The 24,329-nt window shown below is 59.2% G+C and carries 24 protein-coding genes and 1 pseudogene; 12 read left to right on the forward strand and 13 right to left on the reverse strand.

Annotated elements, in window-relative coordinates:
- Window positions 1-146 precede the first annotated feature (146 nt).
- Both HGP14_RS11605 and HGP14_RS11610 read left to right on the forward strand, forming a co-directional pair.
- Window positions 147-1,235, forward strand: a complete 1,089-nt coding sequence (locus HGP14_RS11605; protein ID WP_168829987.1) for a glycosyltransferase family 4 protein — start codon at window positions 147-149, stop codon at window positions 1,233-1,235.
- A complete protein-coding gene (locus tag HGP14_RS11610; RefSeq protein ID WP_168829988.1) occupies window positions 1,232-1,996 on the forward strand; it encodes a polysaccharide deacetylase family protein in 765 nt (254 codons plus the stop codon). Before HGP14_RS11605 ends, HGP14_RS11610 begins: the two co-directional genes overlap by 4 nt.
- A 10-nt stretch (window positions 1,997-2,006) precedes the next feature.
- On the opposite strand, the gene HGP14_RS11615 is transcribed toward HGP14_RS11610, so the two are convergent.
- Together HGP14_RS11615 and HGP14_RS11620 are read right to left on the reverse strand one after the other, a co-directional pair.
- A complete protein-coding gene (locus HGP14_RS11615) occupies window positions 2,007-2,837 on the reverse strand; it encodes an MBL fold metallo-hydrolase (protein ID WP_168829989.1) in 831 nt (276 codons plus the stop codon).
- A 329-nt stretch (window positions 2,838-3,166) separates the two neighbouring features.
- Window positions 3,167-3,934: an SDR family oxidoreductase gene (locus tag HGP14_RS11620; RefSeq protein WP_168829990.1), complete on the reverse strand. Its 768-nt coding sequence runs from the start codon at window positions 3,932-3,934 to the stop codon at window positions 3,167-3,169.
- Window positions 3,935-4,051: 117 nt separating this feature from the next.
- On the opposite strand from HGP14_RS11620, the gene HGP14_RS11625 reads away from it, so the two are divergent.
- Window positions 4,052-4,555, forward strand: a complete 504-nt coding sequence (locus HGP14_RS11625; protein ID WP_168829991.1) for a GNAT family N-acetyltransferase — start codon at window positions 4,052-4,054, stop codon at window positions 4,553-4,555.
- Between the two features lie 30 nt (window positions 4,556-4,585).
- Here HGP14_RS11625 and HGP14_RS11630 read toward each other — a convergent pair whose 3' ends face one another.
- Window positions 4,586-5,755: an acyltransferase gene (locus HGP14_RS11630; protein ID WP_168830296.1), complete on the reverse strand. Its 1,170-nt coding sequence runs from the start codon at window positions 5,753-5,755 to the stop codon at window positions 4,586-4,588.
- Window positions 5,756-6,125: 370 nt separating this feature from the next.
- On the reverse strand, window positions 6,126-6,269 hold the full coding sequence (locus tag HGP14_RS11635) for a hypothetical protein (RefSeq protein ID WP_168829645.1): 144 nt from the start codon (window positions 6,267-6,269) through the stop codon (window positions 6,126-6,128).
- Window positions 6,270-6,514: 245 nt separating this feature from the next.
- Here HGP14_RS11635 and HGP14_RS11640 point away from each other — a divergent pair, with 245 nt between their 5' ends.
- The 3 genes from HGP14_RS11640 (at window position 6,515) to HGP14_RS11650 (ending at window position 10,744) form a co-directional block, all read left to right on the forward strand.
- Window positions 6,515-7,309, forward strand: a complete 795-nt coding sequence (locus tag HGP14_RS11640; RefSeq protein WP_168829992.1) for an SDR family NAD(P)-dependent oxidoreductase — start codon at window positions 6,515-6,517, stop codon at window positions 7,307-7,309.
- Window positions 7,310-7,526: 217 nt separating this feature from the next.
- Window positions 7,527-9,680, forward strand: a complete 2,154-nt coding sequence (glgX, locus tag HGP14_RS11645; protein WP_168830297.1) for a glycogen debranching protein GlgX — start codon at window positions 7,527-7,529, stop codon at window positions 9,678-9,680.
- A gap of 17 nt (window positions 9,681-9,697) precedes the next feature.
- Window positions 9,698-10,744, forward strand: a complete 1,047-nt coding sequence (locus HGP14_RS11650) for a DNA topoisomerase IB (RefSeq protein WP_168829993.1) — start codon at window positions 9,698-9,700, stop codon at window positions 10,742-10,744.
- Window positions 10,745-10,793: 49 nt separating this feature from the next.
- On the opposite strand, the gene HGP14_RS11655 is transcribed toward HGP14_RS11650, so the two are convergent.
- Entirely contained in the window at window positions 10,794-11,354 is a 561-nt protein-coding gene (locus HGP14_RS11655) for a type 1 glutamine amidotransferase domain-containing protein (protein WP_168829994.1), read from the reverse strand.
- A 145-nt stretch (window positions 11,355-11,499) separates the two neighbouring features.
- Here HGP14_RS11655 and HGP14_RS11660 point away from each other — a divergent pair, with 145 nt between their 5' ends.
- From HGP14_RS11660 to ligD, 5 genes are all read left to right on the forward strand, one after another.
- A complete protein-coding gene (locus tag HGP14_RS11660) occupies window positions 11,500-11,991 on the forward strand; it encodes a cupin (RefSeq protein WP_168829995.1) in 492 nt (163 codons plus the stop codon).
- A 73-nt stretch (window positions 11,992-12,064) separates the two neighbouring features.
- The gene (locus HGP14_RS11665; RefSeq protein WP_168829996.1) at window positions 12,065-12,334 is read left to right on the forward strand and encodes a hypothetical protein; all 270 of its coding nucleotides are present in this window, start codon (window positions 12,065-12,067) and stop codon (window positions 12,332-12,334) included.
- A 14-nt stretch (window positions 12,335-12,348) separates the two neighbouring features.
- A complete protein-coding gene (locus HGP14_RS11670) occupies window positions 12,349-12,579 on the forward strand; it encodes a DUF2188 domain-containing protein (RefSeq protein WP_168829997.1) in 231 nt (76 codons plus the stop codon).
- Between the two features lie 15 nt (window positions 12,580-12,594).
- On the forward strand, window positions 12,595-13,440 hold the full coding sequence (locus tag HGP14_RS11675) for a Ku protein (RefSeq protein WP_168829998.1): 846 nt from the start codon (window positions 12,595-12,597) through the stop codon (window positions 13,438-13,440).
- A 2-nt stretch (window positions 13,441-13,442) separates the two neighbouring features.
- Entirely contained in the window at window positions 13,443-15,965 is a 2,523-nt protein-coding gene (gene ligD / locus HGP14_RS11680; RefSeq protein WP_168829999.1) for a DNA ligase D, read from the forward strand.
- A gap of 24 nt (window positions 15,966-15,989) precedes the next feature.
- On the opposite strand, the gene HGP14_RS11685 is transcribed toward ligD, so the two are convergent.
- From HGP14_RS11685 to HGP14_RS11720, 8 genes and pseudogenes are all read right to left on the reverse strand, one after another.
- A complete protein-coding gene (locus tag HGP14_RS11685) occupies window positions 15,990-17,225 on the reverse strand; it encodes an MFS transporter (protein ID WP_168830000.1) in 1,236 nt (411 codons plus the stop codon).
- A gap of 269 nt (window positions 17,226-17,494) precedes the next feature.
- Window positions 17,495-18,685: a formaldehyde dehydrogenase, glutathione-independent gene (gene fdhA / locus HGP14_RS11690; RefSeq protein ID WP_168830001.1), complete on the reverse strand. Its 1,191-nt coding sequence runs from the start codon at window positions 18,683-18,685 to the stop codon at window positions 17,495-17,497.
- Between the two features lie 137 nt (window positions 18,686-18,822).
- The gene (locus HGP14_RS11695) at window positions 18,823-19,638 is read right to left on the reverse strand and encodes a Ku protein (protein ID WP_168830002.1); all 816 of its coding nucleotides are present in this window, start codon (window positions 19,636-19,638) and stop codon (window positions 18,823-18,825) included.
- Window positions 19,639-19,649: 11 nt separating this feature from the next.
- Entirely contained in the window at window positions 19,650-20,381 is a 732-nt protein-coding gene (locus tag HGP14_RS11700; RefSeq protein WP_168830003.1) for a glutathione S-transferase, read from the reverse strand.
- An 8-nt stretch (window positions 20,382-20,389) separates the two neighbouring features.
- On the reverse strand, window positions 20,390-20,683 hold the full coding sequence (locus tag HGP14_RS11705) for a DUF3175 domain-containing protein (RefSeq protein ID WP_168830004.1): 294 nt from the start codon (window positions 20,681-20,683) through the stop codon (window positions 20,390-20,392).
- Window positions 20,684-20,727: 44 nt separating this feature from the next.
- Window positions 20,728-20,964 (reverse strand): annotated as a pseudogene (locus tag HGP14_RS11710) (plasmid stabilization protein); the annotation flags it as partial.
- A gap of 608 nt (window positions 20,965-21,572) precedes the next feature.
- Window positions 21,573-21,866: a DUF2934 domain-containing protein gene (locus HGP14_RS11715; protein WP_168830005.1), complete on the reverse strand. Its 294-nt coding sequence runs from the start codon at window positions 21,864-21,866 to the stop codon at window positions 21,573-21,575.
- A gap of 130 nt (window positions 21,867-21,996) precedes the next feature.
- Entirely contained in the window at window positions 21,997-22,638 is a 642-nt protein-coding gene (locus HGP14_RS11720) for a UdgX family uracil-DNA binding protein (RefSeq protein ID WP_168830006.1), read from the reverse strand.
- A gap of 175 nt (window positions 22,639-22,813) precedes the next feature.
- Here HGP14_RS11720 and HGP14_RS11725 point away from each other — a divergent pair, with 175 nt between their 5' ends.
- The gene (locus HGP14_RS11725; protein ID WP_168830007.1) at window positions 22,814-24,277 is read left to right on the forward strand and encodes a phosphatidylserine/phosphatidylglycerophosphate/cardiolipin synthase family protein; all 1,464 of its coding nucleotides are present in this window, start codon (window positions 22,814-22,816) and stop codon (window positions 24,275-24,277) included.
- Window positions 24,278-24,329 lie beyond the last annotated feature (52 nt).

Here is a 24,329-nt window from a genome sequence, read left to right on the forward strand (position 1 = left end):
TGGATAAAAGCGGAATGCCGCCTTCACCATCCATGATCACATTCTATATGTTTATCAGTAACTTTTAAGGAGCCTACAATAGGGGAAATTTTCGCAATAGGCTGGATGGCCAGTCAGATACAGTGCGTTCAGGAAGGAGCGCGTTGATGCGGATTGCATTTTACGCGCCGCTGAAATCTCCCAATCATCCCATCCCCTCAGGCGACCGCCTTATGGGACGGCTGCTTGTAAGAGCGCTGGAACTCTCCGGCCATTCTGTCGAGATCGTATCCGACTTCCGAAACTTCGCGCCGACGCCCGAGGCAGCTATGGCCCTTGAGGGCGAGCGGCAGGCGGAGCTTTCGCGATTGAAAGACAAATGGCGTCAAGAGCCAAGGCCGCATCTCTGGTTCTGTTATCATCCCTACTATAAATCGCCGGATCCCTTCGGTCCCATTCTGGCTGCGGAATTCGGCATCTCCTACGTCACGGCCGAAACGTCCTATTCCCCGAAACGCAATGCCACCGGCTGGGCCGCGTCGCAGGCATCGGTCGCTGCGGCAATACGGCAGGCAGCAATCAACATCGCGCTGACCGAACGGGACAGGGCCGGCGTCGAGCAGGCTATTCCGGACGCTCGGTTTGCTTCGATCAAGCCCTTCATCGATACGGCACCTTTCAGGAATGTCCCGCTGCAGCCGGATTCCCAACGTCTCGTGACAGTCGCTATGATGCGGCCCGGCGACAAGATGGACAGCTATGCAATGCTTGCCCATTCGTTGCGGCTGATCGAAGACAAGCCTTGGACGCTTGCCATTGTCGGCGACGGGCCGATGCGGGCGCAGGTCGAGATGCTGTTTTCGGATTTCGCACCCGGCCGCATAGACTGGCTGGGGGAGCGGAGCCCGGTCGACGTCCCAGGCCTCCTCGGGACATCGGGCGTTTATGTGTGGCCCGGCTGTGGCGAAGCCTACGGTCTTGCCTATCTGGAAGCGCAGGCCGCCGGCCTGCCGGTCGTGGCGCAGCGGACCGGAGGAGTCCCGGCGGTGATCGAAGACGGCGTTACCGGCCACTTGACCGCTGAGGGAGATGTCGAACGCTTTGCAGCAGCGATTGGCGGGTTGTTGCAGGATCCGGAGCGGCGGCTGGCAATAGGCGCGGCAGCACGGCGTTTCGTGCTGGAGGAACGATCGCTGGAGATTGCCGCCCAGGAACTGGGCAGGATATTGAACGCGTATGCAGGAGTCGGACCATGAGCGGCAATTCGGTATGGCAACCTCTCCACGAGGAGCTGGCGCGCTGGCAGGAAGCCGGTAAAGTGGCGCGGTTCTGGTGGCGGGATGACGATGCCATCGAGCCAACGGCAGCTCTGGAGAGATTGCTCGCCCTTTCCAGCGCCAATGATACGCCGTTGACGATTGCAGTCGTTCCGGCAAAGACCGGTGGGGCACTTGCCGAGCGGCTGTCGGCTGCGGGCGGCGTCAGCGTCGCTGTGCATGGATGGTCGCATGAGAACCATGCTCCGCCGGGCGAGAAAAAACAGGAGCTTGGCGGACACCGATTGGCGGAAGTGGCGCTGGGCGAGCTCTATAACGGCTTCCTGACACTGCAGCGTCTGCATCCGGATCGGTTCATTCCCATGCTGGTGCCGCCGTGGAACCGCATTGATCGAGGCTTCATCCCCAAGCTCCCAGCACTCGGTTTCGAGTGCATGTCCGCTTTCGGACGAGTGGGTGCGGAAGCATCAATCCCGCTCCTCAACACGCATATCGACGTCATGGGACGTGGAGCGGACCGAACCAAACCGCGCATCGGGCGGCCACATGGGGAACTTGTGAGCGAACTGGTGGCGGAACTGCAGGACCGGTTCGAAGGACGCGCCGAGCCGATTGGATTGCTGACGCATCATCTGGCTCATGACACGATGGCCTGGGAATTCACCGAAGCGCTGCTTGCCGAGACTGGTCGCCACAGTGCTGTCGCGTGGCATCCGGCAGCAGAACTTATGAAGGCTTAGGACCTGAGCCTTAGACTTCAACGACCTGATTGTCGCGAGCGGCGAATGCCCCGGGAAACGCCGCCTGAGCGTCTTTTTCCATCTGGCCGAGCTGTGTGTCGGTGCGCGACGGCGCGTGATGGAAGAGAGCAAAACGCTTCGTCCCGGCCATTTTGGCGAGCTCAGTGCCGTGCTGCCAGGTCGAGTGGCCGAAGCCCTTGAAACGCTGCATCTCGTCTTCGTTGTAGGTGCAATCGTAGATCGCGAGATCGGCGTCTTTCATCAATTCCAGGCACACTGGGTCGTAAGCGCCCGGAACGTGCTCGACGTCGAACACCAATGCCACGACGCGGCCGCCCCACTCGATGCGATAGCCGATCGCGCCACCGGGGTGGTTGAGCATGTAGGTCTTGATCCGGATGCCGTCGCGCGGGGAGAGCGTGTCACCCGCGTGAAAGTCGCGGAAGTTCATCGTTGCCTGGCAGATATCCGTTTTGACGGGGAACCACGGCGGGCTGATGAACTGATTGACCATTTCCTTGGTGCTCATCTTGCCGTCGAGATGGCCGGACCAAATATCGACATTGATCGAGGGATAGTAGATCGCCTTGAAGAACGGCAGCCCGATGATGTGGTCGTAGTGGCAATGCGTAAAGAACAGGTCGACGTCCATGACGCCTTCATTGATCATGGCGAGTCCCGCCTCGCGAAGGCCGGAGCCAGCGTCGAAGATCATCCGGTGGTCGCCGCAGCGTATCTCGATGCAGGAGGTATTGCCGCCGTAGTGATCGAATTCGGGACCCGAAACCGGGATGCTGCCGCGTACGCCCCAAAATTTTACCTGGAAAAGATCGTTACTCATGGTTCTTCAAAATCGGGCTCCCGCAAGGCTCTATCGTAATCATAGTTTGACCCGGATGCGAAGCGCGTAATTGGGGGAGCCCTGTTCCGTGTATTTTCCAAGACTAGGAGGAGAACGATTAGATTTTCCTAAGGCTCTCGCACCTGCATGGTCCGCAATCGGATATGGTTTGCTTTCCGTAAACGGAAGTATCGCAGTCTTGCAGGGTGGCGGACATTTCATTCCTATTAAGTGGCAATTCCGGCCAGAAAATGCAAATCCTCGCGTTTTAACTTCCCTTGCGCGCCGGTTCCTACGCTTCGGCGATGGTTTCGGTCGGTGCTTGCGGATTAAAGGCTGGCGGTGATGCCGCCATCGACCATCAGCATATGGCCGTTGACGAAGGACGAGGCGTCCGATGACAGGAAGACGGCGGCACCCACCAGCTCTTCGACATTGCCCCAGCGGCCTGCGGGCGTCCGGTTCTCCAGCCAGGCTGTGAATTTCGCATCGTCCACCAGAGCCTGATTGAGCGGCGTCTTGAAATAGCCGGGCGCGAGCGCATTCACCTGCAACCCATGCTTTGCCCAATCCGTCGCCATGCCGCGCGTCAGGTTTTTGACAGCGCCTTTGGTCGCTGTATAGGGCGCGATGCCCGGCCGTGCGAGCTCCGCCTGCACCGAGGCGATATTGATGATCTTGCCGCGGCCGCGCGCAATCATTGCCTGCGCCACCGGTTGGCTGACGTAGAAGATGCTCGAGACATTGGTCTTGAAAAGCTCGTCCCACTTTTCAACCGGAAAGGATTCCAGCGGGGTGCGGAACTGCATGCCGGCATTGTTGATGAGGATGTCGATCGGGCCGATCTCGCTTTCGATATAGGCAATGCCGCTGCGAGCGGCTGCCGCATCCGTGACGTCGAAAGCCGCACTGAGGGCATGGAAGCCCTTTGCTCTGATCGTTTCCGCCGCTTCCGAGGCTTTGTTGGCATTGCGCCCATTGATGACAACGGATGCGCCGTGTTCGGCAAGGCCGAGCGCCAGCGCATAGCCGATGCCTTGGCTTGAGCCGGTCACGAGCGCGCGGCGGCCGGTGAGATCGAACAGGGGAAAGGACAAACGGAACTCCTCTTTGCTGAACCCGATTGAAGAGGAGTTGCCGGATCAATGCAAGTCACCGCTTTGACGCCAGCCGCTTCAATCTGCTACTTCCGGCTCCGGGCGAGGAAAACGATCATGCACATCCGTAACGAAACCGAAGCCGATATCCCGGCGATCCGGGCGCTGGTGAGCGATGCTTTTGCCGGCATGGCCTACAGCAGCCAGACCGAAGCGGCAATCGTCGATGCGCTACGCCGGAACGGCATGCTCTCCGTGTCGCTGGTCGCCGAAGACGAGAGCGTGATCACCGGCCACATCGCATTCTCACCGGTGCTGATCGATGGCGAGGATTTCGGTTGGTATGGTCTCGGTCCGATTGCAGTGACGCCGGCAAGACAGGGTCAGGGGGTTGGCAGCACGCTGGTGCGCGAGGGGTTGGCCGCCATCCGCAAGCTCGGCGCCCAGGGATGCGTGCTGGTTGGCGAACCCAGCTACTATGGCCGCTTCGGCTTCAAGGCGAACGCGCGCCTGCGATTTGCGGGCATTCCGCCACAATATTTCCAGGCTCTGAGCTTCAACGGCGACATGGCCTCCGGCACGGTCACCTACGATGTGGCCTTCGAGGCGACGAACGGGTGAGCGCCCAGGTGGCGGGCGCTCCTTATCCGTCTATGCCTTTGCCGGCCTCTCGACTGCCCCAATCTTGACGTCCGGATTGTCGTCGACGCCACGTGCCTTCGCAACAAACGAGAATTTCTTTCTCATGCCCAGGATAGGCTTCTCGATCATATGCCAGGAAATGACGGCAACGCCCATGGCGGCGCAGATGCCGACGGCATAGAGCGCAATCGCTCCCGTTTTGGGGATCAGGAACAGGCCGGGTGCCAGTGTGATCAAAATCTGCAGGAAGGGGTCGTGATAGAGATAAACGCCATAGGAGTAGTCCCCCTTGTGAAACACTGAGGGCAGAGGCATGCGCGTCAGGCCGATAAATGTGGTGACATAGACGAGCGCCGGGATCACCAGCAGCCTGTTCGGAACGCTCTCGATGGAAGAGCTGCTCAAAAGCAGCATCGCCAGAACGGCAATCACCAGGCTGGCGGCAAACAACGATCTGCTATGCGGGATGAAATCCCGAAGCTGATAGGCAAGTATGCCTAGCAGGAAGGCGAAAACCAGCTGCGCGCCCCGGCTGACGAACAGGGTGCTGAAAAGCAGGTTCACGCGATAGGGCAGCAGATGCCCGAAGAACTGGACGACGAGCCCGGCAACAATGAAGCCGACAGTCAGCAATGCCAGCTTCTGCCATGACTTGATGATCGATGTGATCATCAGCGCCGACATGATCATGTAGCAGAAGATTTCCCAGGGAACCGTCCAGAGCGCACCGTTGACCCGATGGGTCGGATTGGTTTCGAACACGCCCGGCAGGCTGTAGTGAATCCAGCCCATGATGTTGAGGAAGTATTTGTAGAAATCGGCGCCAAGAAAGTAGTCGTGCAAGGCAACGGTCGTTACCAGCGGGCCGATAATGAACGCGCAGACGACAATATCCACGGCAAGAGCCGGGACGATGCGCAATCCGCGGTTCAGAAGAAAGTTTTTCAGGCTCAGGCGCTGAGCGCTGCCGGCGATCAGAAATCCACTGAGCGCGAAGAACATCGGCACCAGCGCGTATTCAGCAAACCAGAGCGGGCTCGAGCGGAAAAAATCATCATTGCCGGTCAGCAAAAACGAGTGTGAAAATACGATTGAAAAAGCCAAAGCAATTCTGAGGAAATCGAAACCTGGACCGAGACCTCTATGCGCCGCCAGGACGTGTCCGAATGTTTTCTGCATGTTTCCACCATCAACGTTCAGCCCGCCCAAGACATACTGCACTGCAGCATCCTTAACAACCCGAGAACTAGTACTTTTGGCTTATATGGCACACGTTGTGATTGTTTGACCCTGGCGTAACGGCCGTCAGCAGTCCGCAAGCAGCTAGAAAGCAAGGGAAAATTGACCGTCTGGCGGCGGATCGATGTCAGGAAATAAAATGTCCCTTCCGCCCTGTTGCGCGCATATTGAACGCTGGGGTTGCGGCCCTGCTAAATGTTCTGATAGCGCATCGCGGCATCATTGAGGCAGACAAGCGCCACTGGGACTTCGCAGAAGGCGGAATTTGATGCCCGTTCTTTAGAGGCGCCTCGCGAGAATTCCGCGGCGATTAGCGCGGTCCCATGACTTGCGATAGCGATGTTTGGAGCGGCTGACCCTTGGCGATCTGCTTGGATCCGGGCGTGGCAAAAAGCGCAAGACTGAGAACCCCGCCGATCATTCCGATGACAATTGCGAGCATAAGGATCTTCACGCCGGTTTCCTGTCCTGTCGCCAATGGCCCATTCGCACCATAGCGTATTGCTTCCGATTTAGCTCCTGAAAATGCAGTTCGACGATATGCGTCGGCGCCCAATCGCTCTCGAAAAAGTCTGACAGTGCACACAACAGTACCGTTCTTCCGGTTTTGTGGATTGCCGACCTGCGATCGCGCCTGCTAGACTCGCATATCCACTTTACTATCCATTTCATTTGCTTTTTCGGGAGGCTCTAGCTGCCATGACGGATCTTGCTCAATCACTTGCGTCCATCAAGATACCTGATCTGAACGGCAAGGCGGTGCTGATCACCGGCGCGTCGACCGGCATCGGCGCGGCCCTTGCGCGCGCTTTTGCAGCGCAGGGCATGAAAGTCGGCATCCACTACAATGCGAGCCGGGAGCCGGCCGAAAAGCTTGCCGACGAGATCAGGGCGACCGGCGCCACCGTGCATCTGATCCATGGCGACGTTTCCAGGGAAGGCGAGACCGAGCGCGTCGTCGAGGAAACGGCAAAGACCTTCGGCCATCTGGACGGCCTCATCAACAATGCTGGCGGGATGCTCGGTCGCAAGCCCACATCGGAATATACCGACGAGCATTATGACCGGGTGATGAACCTGAATGCCCGATCGGTTCTTGCCGCAACGCGCGCCGCCCATCCCTGGCTGAAGAAGCAGGGCGGCTTCATCATCAACACGACGTCGATCGCTGCTCGAAACGGCGGCGGCAACGGCGCGATCCTCTATGCGGCCTCTAAGGGGTTCGTCTCGACGATTACGCACGGCCATGCGAAGGAGTTCGTGGCGGACCGCATCCGCGTCAATGCCGTGGCTCCCGGCGTCATCGCAACGCCATTCCACGAGCGCTATACCAATGACGAACAGATGGAGATGCAGCGTAAGACCATTCCGATGGGCTTTGTCGGCGCCCCGGAAGATTGCGTCGGCGCCTATCTGTTCCTCGCGTCACCCACGCTCTCGGGCTACGTCACTGGCCAGATCATCGAGGTGAATGGCGGCCAGCTGATGCCCTGACCGGGCGGCTGACTACAGGAATTTTGCACTGCACAAAGGAACCTTCGGGTTCCTTTGACGTTTCAGGCTTGGGGCAAAAGCCGGTTGTCCTTCGAACGTCTGAAACGGATGCTTCATGCTAGAGCCCAAGCTCATTGCTGCAGTCCTGCCTGGTATGCGCGTTCGCGCTATGCCCGACCTCATCAATTGACCGGGAAAAGGGATGGACGGAATCCACATGAGCTATTCCTTTTCGGAACTCGATTTCCTGAAGCCTGAACTAGGCGCCGAATATACCGGGTCGGGCACGCATTTCGCCGTCTACTCCGCCCATGCCGAGCAGATGGACCTCTGCCTCTTTTCCGAGGACGGCAAGAAGGAACTGGATCGCCTGCCGCTGCCGAAGCGCGAGGGCGACATCTGGTCGGGTTATATAGCCGGAATAAAGCCCGGTACCGTTTACGGCTATCGTGCGAGCGGACCGTATGATCCTCAGAACGGCCACCGCTTCAACCCGAACAAGCTTTTGCTCGACCCCTATGCCAAGCAGGTTGTTGGCGATCTCAAATGGGACGATGCGCTCTTCGGCTATACCATCGGCGAGGACGATCTTTCCTTTGACGATCGCGATAGCGCGCCCTTCACCGTCAAGAGCGTCGTGCAGGATCCGGATTTCGATTGGGATGGCGACCAAGCCATCCGTCGGCCCTGGACCGAAACGATCATCTATGAAGCGCATGTGCGTGGCATGACCATGACGCACCCCAAGGTACCCGACCGGCTGCGCGGAACCTTCCTCGGCATGTGCAGCGATCCGATCATCGATCATCTGACGAAACTCGGCGTATCGGCGGTGGAACTGCTTCCCATCCAGTTTTTCCCGAATGATCGCTATTTGGAAGAAAAAGGCCTGACAAACTACTGGGGCTATCAGACGCTTGGCTTTTTCGCGCCGCAGTCGCGCTACATGTCGACCGACAAGATTACCGAAATAAAGACCATGGTACGCAAGTTCCATGCCGTCGGCATCGAGGTCATCATGGATGTGGTGTACAACCACACGGCCGAAGGCAGCGAGAAAGGTCCCACCCTTTCGTTCCGTGGTCTAGACAATGCCAGCTATTACATTCTCTCGCCGGACGATCCCCGTCACACCTTCGACACGACGGGCACCGGTAATACGCTGAACGTCGCCAATCCCATGGTCATGCGCATGGTGCTGGACAGCCTGCGCTATTGGGTTGGCGTCATGCATATCGACGGCTTCCGCTTTGATCTCGCCAGCACGCTCGGCCGTCAGGAACTGGAGTTCGATCGCCAGGGCATTTTCTTCAGCGCCATCAGGCAGGACCCGATCCTTGCAGGCGTCAAGCTGATTGCCGAACCCTGGGATGTCGGCGAAGGCGGCTATCAGGTGGGCGGATTTCCGCATCCCTTCCGCGAATGGAACGACAAATTCCGCGATGATGTCCGCCGCTTCTGGAAGGGTGACGGCGGAATGGCTTCGGAATTGGCGGAGCGCGTCGTCGGTTCGGCGATGCAGTTCAACCATTCGGACCGCGGCGTAACGTCCTCGGTCAACCTGCTATCGGCTCATGACGGCTTTACGCTGCTGGATACGGTCTCCTACAACGATAAGCATAACGAGGCCAACGGTGAGGACAATGCTGACGGCCATTCCGACAATCACTCGGACAATATGGGAGTTGAGGGTGCGACCGATGAAGCCGGCATCAACGATGCGCGGCTGAGACGGCGCCGAAATATGATGGCAACGCTGATGCTCAGCCAGGGCTTGCCGATGATCCTTGCGGGCGATGAGATCGGCAACAGCCAAGGTGGCAACAACAATGCCTATTGCCAGGACAATGAGATCGGCTGGATCGACTGGGGCGGTCTTGACGATCCTTTCCTCACCTTCTGTCAAAGGATGGTCGCCTTCCGCAAGGCGCATCCGGAGCTTCGGCAGGAACGGTTCCTGACAGGAAAGACCGCGGAAGACGGGCGCATCGAAATTGCCTGGTACAAACCGGACGGTAATTTCATGGACGACGGCGCCTGGAACGACCCCGAACTGCGCGTGCTGACAGTCTACATATCCCGCAGCGTCGATGCGCCGGACACGGAAAAGATGGACGGCCTTTTCATGATCTTCAATGCGGGCGGCGATTGCGAGGTAAAGCTGCCGAGCGTTAACGGCATCAAGAAGTGGCAGCGTGTGGTGGACACCGGAGCCGACGACCCGTTCGAGATACTCGAGCCGAAAAATCCGCTGATCGTTTACCGGGAAAGCATCGCCGCCTTTGCGCCCAAGGGGGCGACGGAACCGCCGAAGAATGCAACCCAAGCCGAACGCTGGCACTGGTTTAACTTCGGCCGCAGGAAAAAGTAACGAGTTCGACCGAAGCGATGAATGCGGAAGCGATAAGCGAATTGGGCCTCATCTATGTAAGCGATACCGAGCCGGGTATTCGCAGACAGAGAAAAGGCAAGGGCTTTTGCTACCGCTTGCCGGATGGATCGCTGGTCTGCGAACAGGAGCAGAGGCGCCGCATCGCCTCCCTCGGGTTGCCTCCCGCCTACGAGAACGTCTGGATCTGCCTGCAGGAAAACGGACACCTGCAGGCAACGGGTTTCGACGCCCGCGGTCGCAAGCAATATCGATATCACAAGAACTGGCAATCCTTCCGCAGCGTTGCGAAATTCGATCAGCTCGTCGAATTCGGCCAGGCGCTGCCCAAAATACGGCGACAGGTCCTGCGTGATCTTGATACCGGCGCAGACGATGTCCGCGGCATTCTTGCGGCTCTGACGACGCTGCTCGACGAAGCGCATCTTCGGGTCGGCAACCAGGCTTATGTCAAGGAAAACGGTACCTATGGCGCAACGACGCTTCTGAAACGGCACATCAAGATGACGGACGGGCGGATTGAGCTCAAGTTTCGCGCCAAGGGCGGAAAGCGAGTGCAGCGCAGCCTCAAGCATCCGCGGCTGCAAAAGATATTGGAAGAGATCGCCGACCTGCCGGGTCGCCAGCTCTTCGTCTGGAAGGATGAGACGGGATCGCTGAAGCCGGTCGAATCCGGGCGCCTCAACGCTTATTTGGCGGAAATCTCCGGCATACAAATCACCGCAAAGACTTTCCGCACCTGGGCAGGCTCCCTAGCCGCCTTCGGCGCCGCACGGGCGGCGATAGAAATGGGGGAGCGGCCGACCGTGAAGGAAATGGCGGAGGCCTCGGCCGAAGTGTTGCACAACACGCCCGCCATCTCGCGCTCGAGCTATATTCACCCGTCGATCATCGCCCTCGCCGACAAAAACCGTCCTTTGCCGGAAAACGAGATGCCGCCAGTGAGCGAACCTCTGCGGGGATTGCGGGCCGAGGAAAATCGGTTGCTTGACTTTCTCCTGCCGGAGGCCGGACTTTGGGCGGCGGCGGAGCAGAAGGCTTCATAAAAAAAGCCCGCGAGGGTTGCGCGGGCTCTCGAGCTGACAGGAGGGTCCATCAAGCGGCGCGCTTCTCGTGGCGGCCTTCCTCGATCTCTTCGATGATTTTATTGACGAATGCGTCCAGGTCGTCAGGCGAGCGCGAGGTGACGATGCCATCGTCGGCCACGACTTTTTCATCCTTCCAGGTCGCGCCGGCATTCGTCACATCGGTCTTGATCGACCAATAGGAGGTTGCCTCCCGACCGCGCAACGCATCAGCTTCGATCAGCAGCCACGGCGCGTGGCATATGGCGGCGACCACCTTGCCGGACCTTACGAATTCACGGACGACGCGCATCGCATCGTCATTGATCCTGAGCTTGTCGGGATTGATCTGGCCGCCGGGCAAGACGATGGCATCGAAATCTTCGATATTCACGTCCTTCGCCTGCAGGTCGACGTCGACGCTGTCGCCCCAGTCCTTTTTGTCCCAGCTCCTGATGCTCCCCTCCTTTATAGAGGCGATCTTGACCGCTGCACCGCGCTTTTTCAGTTCCTCATACGGGACGCGCAGCTCGGAACGTTCGTAGCCGTCAGTGGCCAGAATGAGGATCTTTGCGGAATCGATGGAAGGCATTGCGGATGTCCTTTCCCTCGTCTCTTGAATTGGGGATCAGAAAGCAGAACAACTCGTGGCGCTGTTGGTTCCGACATTTTTGGAACAGGCGGAACTCGGGCCGGCCAAGATCTGTTATCGCTCCAGCGGAAGAGGAGGCTAGAAGATGGAGCCAGAAGCAATCCGGCTGGAACCCAGCGAATTCGTCCCGAACAATCCCACATTTTCGCTGATGCTCTATCGAGGCGTGCTGAGGAATGGTGACGGCGCGGCCGGCTTCGAAGCGCTGTTCGGACGAAACGGCTGGAGCAATATGTGGCGGAATGGCGTCTATCCGTTTCATCATTACCATTCGAAAACGCATGAAGCCTTGGGCTTTGCTGCCGGGCGGGCAAGGTTGATGCTCGGCGGGCCATCGGGCATCGAGGTCGAGGTCCATGCGGGCGATGCTGCGATCCTGCCCGCCGGAACGGGACATTGCCGGATCTCGGCGAGCAGCGATTTCCTCGTGATCGGCGCTTATCCTTCGGGAGCCGACTACGATCTCTGCCGCGAAGCGCCGACGCCGGAGCAGTTGAAGCGGATACGGGAATTGCCAGCACCTGAAACTGATCCCGTGACTGGGGCCAGCGGCGGACTTACCGCGCTTTGGCGCTGAAATATTGGAACTTTTCGGGCCGTTATCAGTTAAAGGGCTTGGATCAGGGAGAATCTTCAAAGGGCGCTCTCCAATGTCGTATGTCCGGAAAGTTGGCCAAAAGGCCAAAAAGCTCGATCCGCGCGATCGGCTGATCGTGGCGCTTTATGCGCAGCTGAAGGCGGAGCGCGAAACGCGCGAAACCCTGGAATGGGTCATCCGCAACGGTGGGCTCTCCGAAGAGGTTCTCGAAGCGATCGCTTCCGATCCCGTGAGACCCGTTACCAGCGACGATCTCGCCTCCGTCGAAAAGATCATCGCACTCGACGAGCGCCGCAAGCGCGCTTCGCGCGACGACGACTGAGAGAGGAGTGGATTATGGTCGACATCACCTATCAGATCGTGCCGCATGACGAAGGCTGGGCTTACAAGCTTGGCGACACGCTTTCGGAAACATATGCTACGGTGGAAGAGGCGATCGATCACGCCAAGCGTGCCGCATCCCGCCAGAAGATTGGCGGTGGCGACGCGACCTTGGCTTTCCCGGCGCCGGGTGGCGGCTGGAAGTTCGTGCCCCTTGCGACGGACAAGAGCGGCAGTCGGCTTTGACCTGAGGAGACGAGCATGGCGGCGCGAGCAAGCTGGAAAGGTCACCTGAAGATCGCCGATCTTAGCTGCGCGGTCGGCATCTATACTGCGGTCTCTTCTTCAGACCGGCTCTCATTCAACATCGTCAACCGCAAGACCGGCCATCGTGTCGAGCGCCAGTTCGTCGACAGCGAAACGGGCAAGCCCGTGGAGCGCGACGATCAGGTGAAGGGATACCGCACGGAAAACGGCGAGTATATCGTCATCGAGGGCGACGAGATTGCCGGCATCATGCCGGAAAGCGACAAGGTGATGGATGTCGAGGGCTTCATCCCCCTCGACGAAATCGACAAGCTCTTTTTCGACAAGCCTTACTATCTCGCTCCGGTCGACGAGCATGACGAAGAAGCGCTTCGGCTGATAGCCAGAAGCATGCAGGAGAACAACGTCGCGGCGCTTGCCGAAGCCGTGCTCTTTCGGCGTAACCGTAAATTGCTGCTCCGCGCCCGGGAAGATTGCATCGTCGCGACGATGCTGCACTTCGACTATGAGGTTCGCGCCGGCTCGTCCGTCTTCAAGGACATTCCCGACATCAAGTTCGACAAGGAAATGCTCGAGCTTGCCGGTCACATCATCGACACGAAGAAGGGCAAGTTCAATCCGAGCGAATACGAGGACCGCTACGAGGCGGCGCTGACCGAATTGGTGAAGGCCAAGATCGAGGGCAGGGAGCTGCCGAAGAAGAAACCCAAGCCGGAAGGTAAGGTCGTCGATCTCATGGAGGCACTGCGCCAGAGCGCCAAGATGAGCGGAACGAAAGAGCCGGCAAGGAAGAAGGCGCCGCCTGCTCCTTCCGCTAGCCGCCGCAAGAAGGCGAGCTGAGCATGGCGCTAGAAGCTTACCAAGCGAAGCGCAACTTCAAGCTCACGCCAGAGCCCAGAGGTGCCAAAGGCCGGAGCAAGGGAAACAGCTTCGTCATACAGAAGCACGACGCCACACGGCTGCACTACGATTTCCGCCTGGAGATGGACGGCGTCCTGAAAAGCTGGGCGGTGACCAAAGGACCGAGCCTCAACCCGGAAGAGAAACGGCTTGCTGTTCATGTCGAGGATCATCCGCTTTCCTATGGAGATTTCGAAGGAACCATTCCCAAAGGCCAGTATGGCGGCGGGACGGTCATCGTCTGGGACCGCGGCACCTGGACCCCAGTCGGCGACCCGAAGAAGGGCTATCAAAAGGGCCATCTCGAATTCGAACTCGATGGTGAAAAGCTGAAGGGCCGCTGGCATCTGGTGCGGATGCACGGGCGGCCTGGTGAAAAGCGCGAAAACTGGCTGCTGATCAAGGCGGAGGACGCCGAGGCACGCCATGACCGCAAGGATATTCTGAAGCAGCGCCCGGAATCGGCAAAGACCGGGCGGCGGCTCGAAGAGGTCGCAAAGAATCCGTCGGATACCTGGAATTCCAAGCCAAAGGGCGGAAAGGCCGTGCCGGTGAAAGCCGCTCCGAAAAAGGCCGAGCCCCAGACGCATGATTGGCCAAAGGGTGCCAAGAAGGCCGCCATGCCGGATTTTGTGGAGCCGACGCTTGCCAAGCTGAAGCCCAAGCCGCCCGCCGGCGACGACTGGATCCACGAAATCAAGTTCGATGGCTACCGGCTGCAGATCCGGGTCGAAGACGGCGACGTGAAGATGCTCACTCGCACCGGGCTCGATTGGACGAAGAAGTTCGGCACGGATATCGTCGAGGCGTTCAAGGCATTGCCCATCCAATCAGCGATCGTCGATGGCGAGCTCCTGGTCGAGCGCGATAATGGCGCCTCGGATTTTTCCGCGCTTCAGAGCGATCTGAGCGCGGGGCGTTACGACCGCTTCGTCTTCTATGCCTTCGATCTGCTGTATCTCGACGGCTACGATCTGCGTGGCGCGGCTGTTGTCGAGCGCAAGCGCATGCTCGAAAAGATGCTGCCTGGCGGAAGCGACAAACTGCGGTACAGCCAGCATTTCAACGAGAGAGGCAGCGTCGTTCTTGACCACGCCTGCAGGCTGAGCCTTGAGGGCGTCATCTCAAAGCAGCGCGACAGCACCTATACTTCCGGCCGCGGGGGCGAATGGATCAAGTCAAAGTGCTCGCAACGGCAGGAATTCGTCATTGGCGGCTATGTGGCCTCGACCTCGATGAAGAATGCCATCGGCTCGCTGGCGATGGGTTATTACGAGAATGGCAAACTGAAGCACATCGGGCGGGTTGGCACCGGTTATACGGCGACGATGGCGCACGAGCTTTATGAGCGGCTCTCGAAGATCGAGCAGGAGGAGAATTCCTTCGACGATACGCTGACAGCAGAGGAGCGCCGCGGTCTCGTCTATGTGAAGCCGGAGCTTGTCGCGGAAGTGGAGTTCCGTGCATGGTCCGCCGATGGTAACCTGCGCCACGCCGCCTTCCGCGGTTTGCGCGAAGACAAGCAGGCGAACGAGGTAGGGCGCGAGATGGAAAAGACCGCCGGGGAAAAACCCGCCGCAAAAGACCTGCCGAAATCGTCCGTTACTCTCACGCATCCGGACCGCATCTACTGGCCGGACGTCGGTGTGACCAAAGAGGGGCTCGTCGATTATTACGCGCAGGTCTGGCGCTCGATAGTGCCTTACGTCGTCAATCGCCCGCTGGCGCTGGTGCGCCTGCCGGACGGTATCGAGGGGCACCAGCGTTTCTTCCAGAAGCATGCCTGGAAGGGCATGAACCAGAATATCGAACAAATCACAGACCCGAAGGATAGAAGCGGCGAGAAGCTTCTCCGCATCACCGATTTCGATGGAATGGCGGCGCTGGTGCAATCGGCTGTCCTGGAGATCCATCCTTGGGGTGCGACGACCGACAATTGGGAGAAGCCGGACACGATGACGATGGACCTCGATCCAGGCGAGGAAGTCCCCTGGGAGAACGTCATCGCAGCGGCTCAGGAGATCAAGGCGCGTCTCGAGGCCGAAGGGCTTGCCGCCTTCGTCAAGACCACAGGCGGCAAGGGGCTGCATGTGGTGACGCCGCTGAAACCCAAGGCCGGCTGGGCGGAGGTAAAGGCGCTTGCCAAACGGCTGGCGGACTCGATGGCCGCGGAAGATCCCGACCGCTACATCGCCAAGGCGACGAAAGCCGAGCGCAACGGCAAGATCTTCATCGACTACCTGCGCAATGGCCGCGGCAGCACGGCGGTTGCCGCCTATTCGACGCGCGCCCGCCCCGGAGCGCCGGTCTCCATGCCGCTGGATTGGAGCGAGCTCACCGGTGAAATAGGCCCGGCCTATTTCACCGTGGCCAACACGCCCGCGCGCGTCGACGCGCTATCCAAAGACCCATGGGCCGGTTTCTTCGATGCGGCAAAGCCGCTGGAGAAGAGGAAACGGTCATGAGAGGCAGCGCCCACTGAGCCAGCGTCAGATGGCGGCTGGTACGCGCCTGTCTAGCGCTGCCGCACAAATTGCTGCTGCCAGCGCGAGTGACGCGGGGACCAGCAACACGCCGAGCAAGACATTGAAGCTCGCCGAACCGCCAAGAACCAGACCGGCAATCGCGGCGATGACTGCGCCACCTCCGACGCTCATCGCCGCTACCAACCCTGCCGCGGTGCCTGCCAGATCGGGACGCACCGAGAGCACACCGGCATTGGCGGCGGGCATTATGAGCCCGTTGCCTATACCGATGAATATGCAGGCTCCAAAGAAGGCAACAACCGGCGTAACGCCGACGGCCGACAGAGCCCCGCCGGCCAACAGGCCGGCGCAGGTCAGGAAGCGCCCGGCGACGAGAACGGTGCCGATTCGCATTCGGGAGGCATATCGTCCGGCCAGATAGCTGCCCAGTATGAAGCCGGCGGGCACCATGCCCATGCAGAGGCCAAGCCTGGCGCTCGATCTGCCCAGCGCCTCTCCCGCGACCAGTGGCGCGCCGCCCAGAAAGACATAAAGCGTCCCCATCGAGCACGCCATGCACAGGGCATAGAGCCGGAAACGCTGTGAACTCAGGAGCTGCCGGTACGAGGAGAAATACGCCGGCCTTCGCCTCGATAGATCGGCGGTGCTCTCCTTTATCTCGCTGATGGCCAATGCCAGTGCCGCGATGCCGAAAGCCGCAAGGAGAACGAAGTTCGCCCGCCATCCGAATAACTCCTCCACCGATCCGCCAATTGTCGGCCCGATCATCGGCGCAATAGCCCAGCCCATGGCGAGATATCCGAAGTTGCTAGCGGCTTTGTGCCCGCCGGACGTTTCCTTGATGATGACCAGTGCGATCGAGAAACATGTCGCGATCGAGGCTTGCAGCGTCCGAAAAAGCAGAAAGATGTAGATGTCGTTCGCCATGGCGCAGCCGAGCGATGCCAGGACGAAGGCGGATAACGCCGCCAAGACGACCGGCCTACGGCCATACCGGTCGGAAAGGGCACCGCCGACGATTTCCGCCAGCGCGGTGAGGGCCGCATAGGCCGCCACCGTCAGGTTGACCAAAGCAGCATCGGCCTCAAAGGCCGAGGCAATCTCAGGCAGGGACGGCAGGATCATATTCACGGGCAGAACGGATAGCGCAGTGAGCAGTATAAGGGTGCCCAGTCGGGGTGGTGTGGCTGCCTCGTTTGAGCGTGCAGCCGACGGTTCGGATTCGGTTTCACCGGTCATCGTTTCGTTTCTCGTTTGCTAGGAGGGTGAAAGTTCCAACGGGGCCGGCCTGAAATCCGGGCAATAAAAAAGGCCCCGTCAGGAGCCTGCTTACCGCGCATGGGTGCTTTCGCCAGATGGCTATGCCATCGTGCCCATGCGCCCTATCACCACTGCGAGAAACATCGCGATCGTCATGCCCTAGAGCTACCGGCAAACGTGCAGGGGGTCAACTGGCGATTGAGTGATTCTCTGAGAGAGGGGGCGGATCTGATCCGCCCCTTCTGAAATCAAGCAGCCTTCGCCACATCGCCATGAGGGTCGAGCACGAACTTCATGGCGGCTCCGTGGTCGAAGCTCTCGTAACCCTGCGGGGCATCCTCAAGCGAGATCACCTTGGCGTTGACGATGTCGGCGATCGGCAGGCGGTCGTGGAGGATTGCCTGCATGAGCTGGCGATTGTACTTCAGGACAGGCGTCTGGCCGGTGTGGAACGACTGCGCCTTTGCCCAGCCGAGGCCGAAACGGAGCGACAGGTTGCCGTGCTTGGCAGCGTTGTCGACGGCGCCGGGGTCTTCGGTGACGTAAAGGCCCGGAATGCCGATCGAGCCGGCGGCGCGGGTTATCTCCATCATCTGGTTGAGAACGATCGCCGGCTGCTCGCCACCGGAATGACCGCGGGCCTCGAAGCCGACGGCATCGATCGCGCTGTCGACCTCATTGGTGCCGACGACCTGGGCGATCATGTCGCCGAGGCGGTCGCTCTTCGAAAGGTCGATGGGCTCGAAGCCCACCTTGGCGGCATGCGCCAGGCGGTCCTTGTTGAAATCGCCGATCATCACGACAGCAGCACCGAGGATGCGGGCGGAAGCGGCAGCGGCCAGGCCGACCGGACCGGCGCCCGCGACATAGACCGTCGAGCCGACGCCGACGCCGGCGCGCACCGCGCCATGGAAGCCCGTTGGGAGGATATCGGAGAGCATCGTGAGATCGCGGATCTTCGCCATCGCCTGGTCACGATCGGGAAGTTTCAGCAGATTGAAATCGGCATAGGGGATCATGACGTAGCGCGCCTGTCCGCCGACCCAGCCACCCATGTCCACATAACCATAGGCGCCGCCGGCCCGCGACGGGTTGACCGTCAGGCAGACCCCGGTGTCCTGCGATTTGCAGCAGCGGCAGCGGCCGCAGGCGACGTTGAACGGCACGGAAACGATATCGCCGACATCAAGCATCTCGACGTCGACGCCCTTCTCGATGATCTCGCCGGTGATTTCGTGGCCGAGAACAAGGCCCGGCATGGCAGTCGTGCGTCCGCGGACCATATGCTGGTCGGAGCCGCAGATGTTCGTTGAAACTACCTTTAAGATGACGCCGTGTTCGATGCGGCGGCCATCCGGTGCTTCCATTTTTGGATCGTCGATGTCGCGGACATCGACCTTGCCAGGCCCCAAATAAACGACGCCTCGGTTCTTGCTCATTTTCATCTCCTCCATTGAAAATGTTGCCAGCCGTGCACGGCATCCTCCCGATGCGTGCCGCCTCGAACAGATTAGTGCAGAATGAAGGGCGCGCCGTTCCGTTTACGACGATTTGGGGTTGGAAACGGCCGCCGCGCTCAGTGCGATTTAGGCGACCTTGGTTTTTCGTTTTCCGCAGCCAAACTCTTCTGCAAGGCATCCATGATGTTGATGACATTGCCGGTGGACTTGATGGCGGGCTGCTTCTTCGCCGGTGCAACCTTCTTCATATCCTTCAGCTTGTTGCGGATCATCATCTGGAGCTGCTTCTGGATCGGGTCCTGGACCAAGGAAGGGCTCCATTCTTTGGTCTCTTCCTTGACAAGCTTTTTCATCATGGCCAGCACTTTGCTGTCGACCTTGGTGTCAAGGTCGACATTCCAGGCCGGCTCCCGGACTTCATTGCCGTAGTGCAGCGTCCATAGAATGATACCCTTGCCCTGAGGCTCAAGCAGCACGGCTCGCTCGCGACGGTAGAGAACCAGTCTCGCGATACCGACGACATTGTTGGCCTTCATCGCCTCGCGAATGACGCAGAAGGCTTCCGTGCCGACCTTGTCTTCCGGCGCCAGGAAATGCGGCTTGTCGTACCAGATCCAGTCGATCGAGCCGCTCGGCACGAAGGTGTCGATATCGATGGTGCGGGTGCTCTCAAGCCCGACCTCGTCGAGTTCCTTGTCTTCGAGGATGACATAATCATCCTCTCCCTTCGGATAGCCCTTGGCCTGCTCCTTGTCGGAGACTGCGCGATGGGTGACGCTGTCCACATACCGGCTTTCGACCCGGTTCCTGGTCTGGCGGTTCAGAACATGAAAGCGAACCTTGTTGCTCTCCGTGGTAGCCGGCGTCAGCGACACCGACGCGGTAACGAGCGAGAGCTTGAGATAGCCTTTCCAGAATGCTTGTCGCGCCATGGCTGGTCTCCTCAAGCCGCCCTGTCGAGTTCCGGATAGTACCGGAAAATGCCGTCTTCGTTAAAGGGAATGCGGCGTTCGGACTTCAGGTAGCCGGCGATGTTCGGGCGCGCGGCCACCGCATCATGCAGGGCAGACAGCGCCGGGTATTTCTCCTCGTAGCCGTCCATCGCCTTCGGGAAGGCGTAGTTCAGGCCTTCGATGATCTGAAAGAGGGAGAGATCTGCATAGGTGAGTGCGTCACCGAGGATGTGTTTCGCGCCCTTCGGATTCTGTTGCAGCACGCGTTCGAAGTAGCCGAGGAATTTCGGGACGCGCTCCCTGATAAACTCGGCAGAACGGGCCTTTGCCTCCTCCTTCTGGTCCTCGTAGTAGAGCGAAGTGGCGATCGGGTGGTGCGTATCATGCACTTCGGCGACGAAGTCCGTGATCGTCAGCTGCAAGCCGTTCAGCACGTAACGGAGCCCCTCATCCTTCGGCGCGAGATTCAGCTTCGGGCCGAGATAGAAGAGGATATTGGCGACATGCGAGATGATCAGCTCGCCGTCCTTCAGGAGCGGCGGAGCAAATGGAATGTGGGACTCGCTGCTGCTGCGCATCAGCCGCATCATCGCGCCGGTTCCGCGGCCGGGGCCGGATTCGCGCGTGACATCGATATAGACTGCGCCCGCCTCTTCCAGTGCCAGGCGGACGAATTCGCCGCGGCCTTGGATGCCGTTCCAATAATAAAGCTCGAATGCCATCCATCCCCTCAGTGTCTGGGCTCGCGGCCGAAATCCTTCCGCAATTCGTCCTTTGCCTTTTCAAGTGTGTCCTTTTGTTTCTTCGTCAACTGGTCGCCGGCCCGATTGATGTAGAAACTCAGCATCGACATGGCCGAGCGAAAGGGGCTCGACTTGCGGCGGTGGCTCTCTTCCGCCGATTGCTTGATGGAGTGAGCGATCTTCTTGGGATCGCCAAACTTGAAGACGCCTTCCTTGAGGTCCATGGCATCGCTGTGTTCGGTCACATCTTGCGACCATTTCTTTTTTGTCGCCTTGGTCATGGAAAAAAACTCCTTGATCGAAGAACGGCATGCCGTTTCAGTGATCAGTGATGGGTATGCTGCTCGTGGCACTTGCGCGTTGCCGCGGCCTTTTTCGCGGATGCGGACCGTTCCGCTGCCGAGCGGGACGCGGATGCAGCGCCGCCCTTGCGGCCGCCTTTTTCAGAGGATTCGTGCGTATCCTTCTTGCCGCGGCCCGAACCGGACTTGTTCCCGCCGCCACTTTCCTTGTTCACCGTGGCCCAGGCTCGACGCTCCGCTTCCTTTTCGGAAACGCCGCGCGACCTTGGCTGCAAAGAGGATCAACCCCTCAAAACCAGGAAAAGTTCCGGCGAACAGAAGCAGTCGCAAATGCCGGCATGCCGAAAAGGGAGTTTGAGACGTTGGAGGGTTTGCCTTAGAGGCTAGCGGCCAGAGCGCCGATGTAGGATAGCGAATGACTTGCTGAGATCAACGAGTCGGCCGGGCTTGGCAGAGTTTTCAGGAAATACGAAGCCGACCAGATTGTCGATTGCGAAGACGAGACCCAGCGCGAGAGCCAGATAAAGAAAGGCAGCGAAGGACAGGATCAGCATCTCTTAAACCGGCGCTATAAACATGTAGCAACCCGCTACGATCAGGGACAGGAGAATGGCGTCGAAATAGCCTCTGTTCATGGCATGCCTCCCATTTCCGCCATCAACCGCCGAGGCAAAAATTGGTTCCACGATTTGACGCCATGTACCGATATTTTTCGGGAGGTCCCACGCCGTCGTCTTCATTCAGCTGACCAAGCCCCCCTGAGCCATCTGTTGTACGACCATAAAGTACAAGTAATTCAAATGTATGACACTCTCTCGGACGCCGCCTTCGCAGCGTCCGCGCGGGTAGAATTCAGTATCGAATGTGTTCAGGCCGATTTAGGGCTGACGGCCCGTTTTGGAGCCGGCTTTTCGCCGCTCTTGGTTGCAACGCTTTTGGCCTTTGCGGCTGCTGTCGCGCTGTTCTTTGCGCCGGTTGTCGCAGTGCGCTTTGCCTTGCTCTTGACTTCTGACCCATCCTTGGACGCGGCAGAACGTTCGAGCGTTTCACGCTCTTTCCTTGCTTTTTCCCAATGTATGGAATCGCGCCCGGTAGGATGTCCCTCTTCTTCCCAGAGGGAATATGCGCGCTTTTTAATCCACTCTTCTCGAGTTTCGGTCATCGCTGATCTCCAGTCCCATCCTGCAATCAAACGCTAGACTGGCTGCGATGGTTCCAGAGGAAGGGGCGATATTCAAGAGGAGTTTGACACGCTGCATGGTATATTTTTGCGCTGCAACATAAATAGGCAGTCAGGTGCTCTGAAATGCGGCAGCCTGCTCTAAATCGAGCACGAATTTCTTCCGGTTGGCGAGGGCATCGTCCTCGTGGCGGATACGCAAGAGATAGGACGGGTGGATGGTTACAAGAACCGGTGGATGGTTCGCCAGCCGAAGAACATGCCCCCGCTCGGGGGTGAGCTTCACTTTGGGACCGAGCAGCGAATAAAGCGCCGTGGCGCCCAACGCGACGACAAGTTTTGGCTGCAGGATCTCGAGTTCTGCGCCGAGCCACCAGGCGCATCGCTGGATCTCCCCGGCATTGGGCTTGGAATGCAGGCGCCGCTTGCCGCGCTGCTCGAACTTGAAGTGCTTGACGGCATTGGTGACGTAACAGCGGGACCGATCGACCCCCGCCTCCTCGAGGCACCTGTCGAGTAGAAGTCCTGCTGGCCCGACGAAAGGCTTGCCGGCGAGGTCTTCCTTGTCACCGGGCTGCTCGCCCACCAGCACGATCTCTGCTGTGGCCGGACCTTCGCCGAAGACGAGTTGGGTCGCGTACTTGTAGAGGTCGCAGCGAGTGCAGTGCTCGGCCTGGGCCTTCAACTCGCCGAGGTCTTTGGCGTCTGCGTTCTCCAGTGCGAAATCCGGCCCGAGCTTCGGCGCGACATTCATCAGGCTTCCTCCTTTTGTCTTTGGCCTGAACCAATCTGGAAGAGGTTTGTTCCGGCGCAGAAACAAGCCGGCACCTGGATCCTGATCTGCTGAAAATAGCGATGCAAAAAAATTCGCGTTTCAGTCGAGCCGTGGCGATTTGAACGCCACCGCTTTGCCGTTATATCTTCTTCCAATGTTTTATCTCATATCGACCTACTGGCCGCATATTCTATTCGTCATATCGCTTGCTATGGGCGCCGCCGCGGCGATCCATGCCGCCATGACGAAGGAGGAAGTGCGCGCGGCCATCGGCTGGGTCGGCGTCATCATCCTGTCTCCCATTGTTGGAGCGGTGCTCTACGCCATCGCGGGTATCAACCGCATTCGGCGGAAATCGCTCAGCCTGCGCCGCGATGCTCTGCTACCTTCAGAGACCCTGGATGAGCTTGAGAGTTTCGATGCCGAGCCGGAGACAGTCATCAGCGGCTACGGGCGGCGCTTTGCGGCCTTGCAAACGCTCGGCGATCGTATCACCAACAATCCGCTGACCACTGGCAATACGATCGACGTCCTGGAAACCGGGGACGATGCCTACGCGGCGATGAAAGCTGCGATCGACACAGCCGAGCGCAGCATTCTGCTCGAGACCTATATCTTCGACCGTGACAAAGTCGGCATCGAAATCGCCGACGCGCTGATTACGGCCGTGAAACGGGGAGTGGAGGTGCGCGTGCTGATTGATGCGGTCGGTGCACGATATTCCGTGCCGAGCATTCTCGGCTATCTCGGCGACGGCGGCGTGAGGGTTTCCGTCTTCAATGGCAATGTCATCATGGGCTTGCGGCTGCCCTATGCGAATCTCCGGACCCACCGCAAGATTCTGATCGTCGATGGACGCCTGGCGCTTACGGGCGGCATGAATATCCGCGAAGGCTTCTCTCAGGCGTTTGTCGGTGACGATTTTGCGCACGACACGCATTTCTCGGTTACGGGTTCTGCGGTTGCCGATCTCTTCGACGTCGCGGCTGAAGACTGGCGGTTTACCACAGGCGAGGTTCTGAACGAGGAGGCGTGGCGAGTCGAGACGCCGGAACGCCGGCCGGGTGATCCCGTCTTCATGCGCGTCGTGGCGTCCGGACCGGACCGCAGCCTGGAAACCAACCACAAGATGCTCATGGGCGCGTTTTCCGTTGCGCGGAAATCAATCCGCATCATGTCGCCCTATTTCCTGCCGGACCGCGAACTGATCAGCGCGCTGACGACGGCCGCCAGACGCGGCGTCGAGGTCGATATCGTCGTGCCGGCGGTCAACAATCTCCTGCTGGTCGATCGGGCGATGACGGCACAATTCGACCAGATCCTCAAGAATTACTGCCGCATCTGGCGCGCTACCGGCAGCTTCAACCATTCGAAGCTTTTGACGGTTGACGGCGTCTGGGCCTATGTCGGGTCGTCCAATCTCGACCCTCGCTCGCTCCGGCTGAATTTTGAAGTGGATCTCGAAGTGCTGAACGAAGGCTTTGCGACGGAAATCGACGAACATATAGACGAGATGCTTAAATCGGCGGTGCCGGTAACCTTGAAAGGCCTGCGGGCGCGGCCTTTCCCGGTGCGGCTTGTCGAAAAGATTCTGTGGCTGGGATCGCCTTACCTCTGATTTTTTGTCAGCCTAAACCGTGGCAAGTTTCGCTGTTCGGCCTATACTCCCC

The sequence above is a fragment of the Rhizobium sp. P32RR-XVIII genome, assembly GCF_012641395.1.
Lineage (GTDB): Bacteria > Pseudomonadota > Alphaproteobacteria > Rhizobiales > Rhizobiaceae > Rhizobium.

Coding starts and splice junctions, on each gene's coding strand:
- HGP14_RS11605 (WP_168829987.1), top strand. CDS start 147: ATGCGGATTGCATTTTACGCGCCGCTGAAATCTCCCAATCATCCCATC.
- HGP14_RS11610 (WP_168829988.1), top strand. CDS start 1,232: ATGAGCGGCAATTCGGTATGGCAACCTCTCCACGAGGAGCTGGCGCGC.
- HGP14_RS11615 (WP_168829989.1), bottom strand. CDS start 2,837: ATGAGTAACGATCTTTTCCAGGTAAAATTTTGGGGCGTACGCGGCAGC.
- HGP14_RS11625 (WP_168829991.1), top strand. CDS start 4,052: ATGCACATCCGTAACGAAACCGAAGCCGATATCCCGGCGATCCGGGCG.
- HGP14_RS11630 (WP_168830296.1), bottom strand. CDS start 5,755: ATGCAGAAAACATTCGGACACGTCCTGGCGGCGCATAGAGGTCTCGGT.
- HGP14_RS11640 (WP_168829992.1), top strand. CDS start 6,515: ATGACGGATCTTGCTCAATCACTTGCGTCCATCAAGATACCTGATCTG.
- glgX (WP_168830297.1), top strand. CDS start 7,527: ATGAGCTATTCCTTTTCGGAACTCGATTTCCTGAAGCCTGAACTAGGC.
- HGP14_RS11650 (WP_168829993.1), top strand. CDS start 9,698: ATGAATGCGGAAGCGATAAGCGAATTGGGCCTCATCTATGTAAGCGAT.
- HGP14_RS11655 (WP_168829994.1), bottom strand. CDS start 11,354: ATGCCTTCCATCGATTCCGCAAAGATCCTCATTCTGGCCACTGACGGC.
- HGP14_RS11660 (WP_168829995.1), top strand. CDS start 11,500: ATGGAGCCAGAAGCAATCCGGCTGGAACCCAGCGAATTCGTCCCGAAC.
- HGP14_RS11665 (WP_168829996.1), top strand. CDS start 12,065: ATGTCGTATGTCCGGAAAGTTGGCCAAAAGGCCAAAAAGCTCGATCCG.
- HGP14_RS11670 (WP_168829997.1), top strand. CDS start 12,349: ATGGTCGACATCACCTATCAGATCGTGCCGCATGACGAAGGCTGGGCT.
- HGP14_RS11675 (WP_168829998.1), top strand. CDS start 12,595: ATGGCGGCGCGAGCAAGCTGGAAAGGTCACCTGAAGATCGCCGATCTT.
- ligD (WP_168829999.1), top strand. CDS start 13,443: ATGGCGCTAGAAGCTTACCAAGCGAAGCGCAACTTCAAGCTCACGCCA.
- HGP14_RS11685 (WP_168830000.1), bottom strand. CDS start 17,225: ATGACCGGTGAAACCGAATCCGAACCGTCGGCTGCACGCTCAAACGAG.
- fdhA (WP_168830001.1), bottom strand. CDS start 18,685: ATGAGCAAGAACCGAGGCGTCGTTTATTTGGGGCCTGGCAAGGTCGAT.
- HGP14_RS11695 (WP_168830002.1), bottom strand. CDS start 19,638: ATGGCGCGACAAGCATTCTGGAAAGGCTATCTCAAGCTCTCGCTCGTT.
- HGP14_RS11700 (WP_168830003.1), bottom strand. CDS start 20,381: ATGGCATTCGAGCTTTATTATTGGAACGGCATCCAAGGCCGCGGCGAA.
- HGP14_RS11705 (WP_168830004.1), bottom strand. CDS start 20,683: ATGACCAAGGCGACAAAAAAGAAATGGTCGCAAGATGTGACCGAACAC.
- HGP14_RS11715 (WP_168830005.1), bottom strand. CDS start 21,866: ATGACCGAAACTCGAGAAGAGTGGATTAAAAAGCGCGCATATTCCCTC.
- HGP14_RS11720 (WP_168830006.1), bottom strand. CDS start 22,638: ATGAATGTCGCGCCGAAGCTCGGGCCGGATTTCGCACTGGAGAACGCA.
- HGP14_RS11725 (WP_168830007.1), top strand. CDS start 22,814: ATGTTTTATCTCATATCGACCTACTGGCCGCATATTCTATTCGTCATA.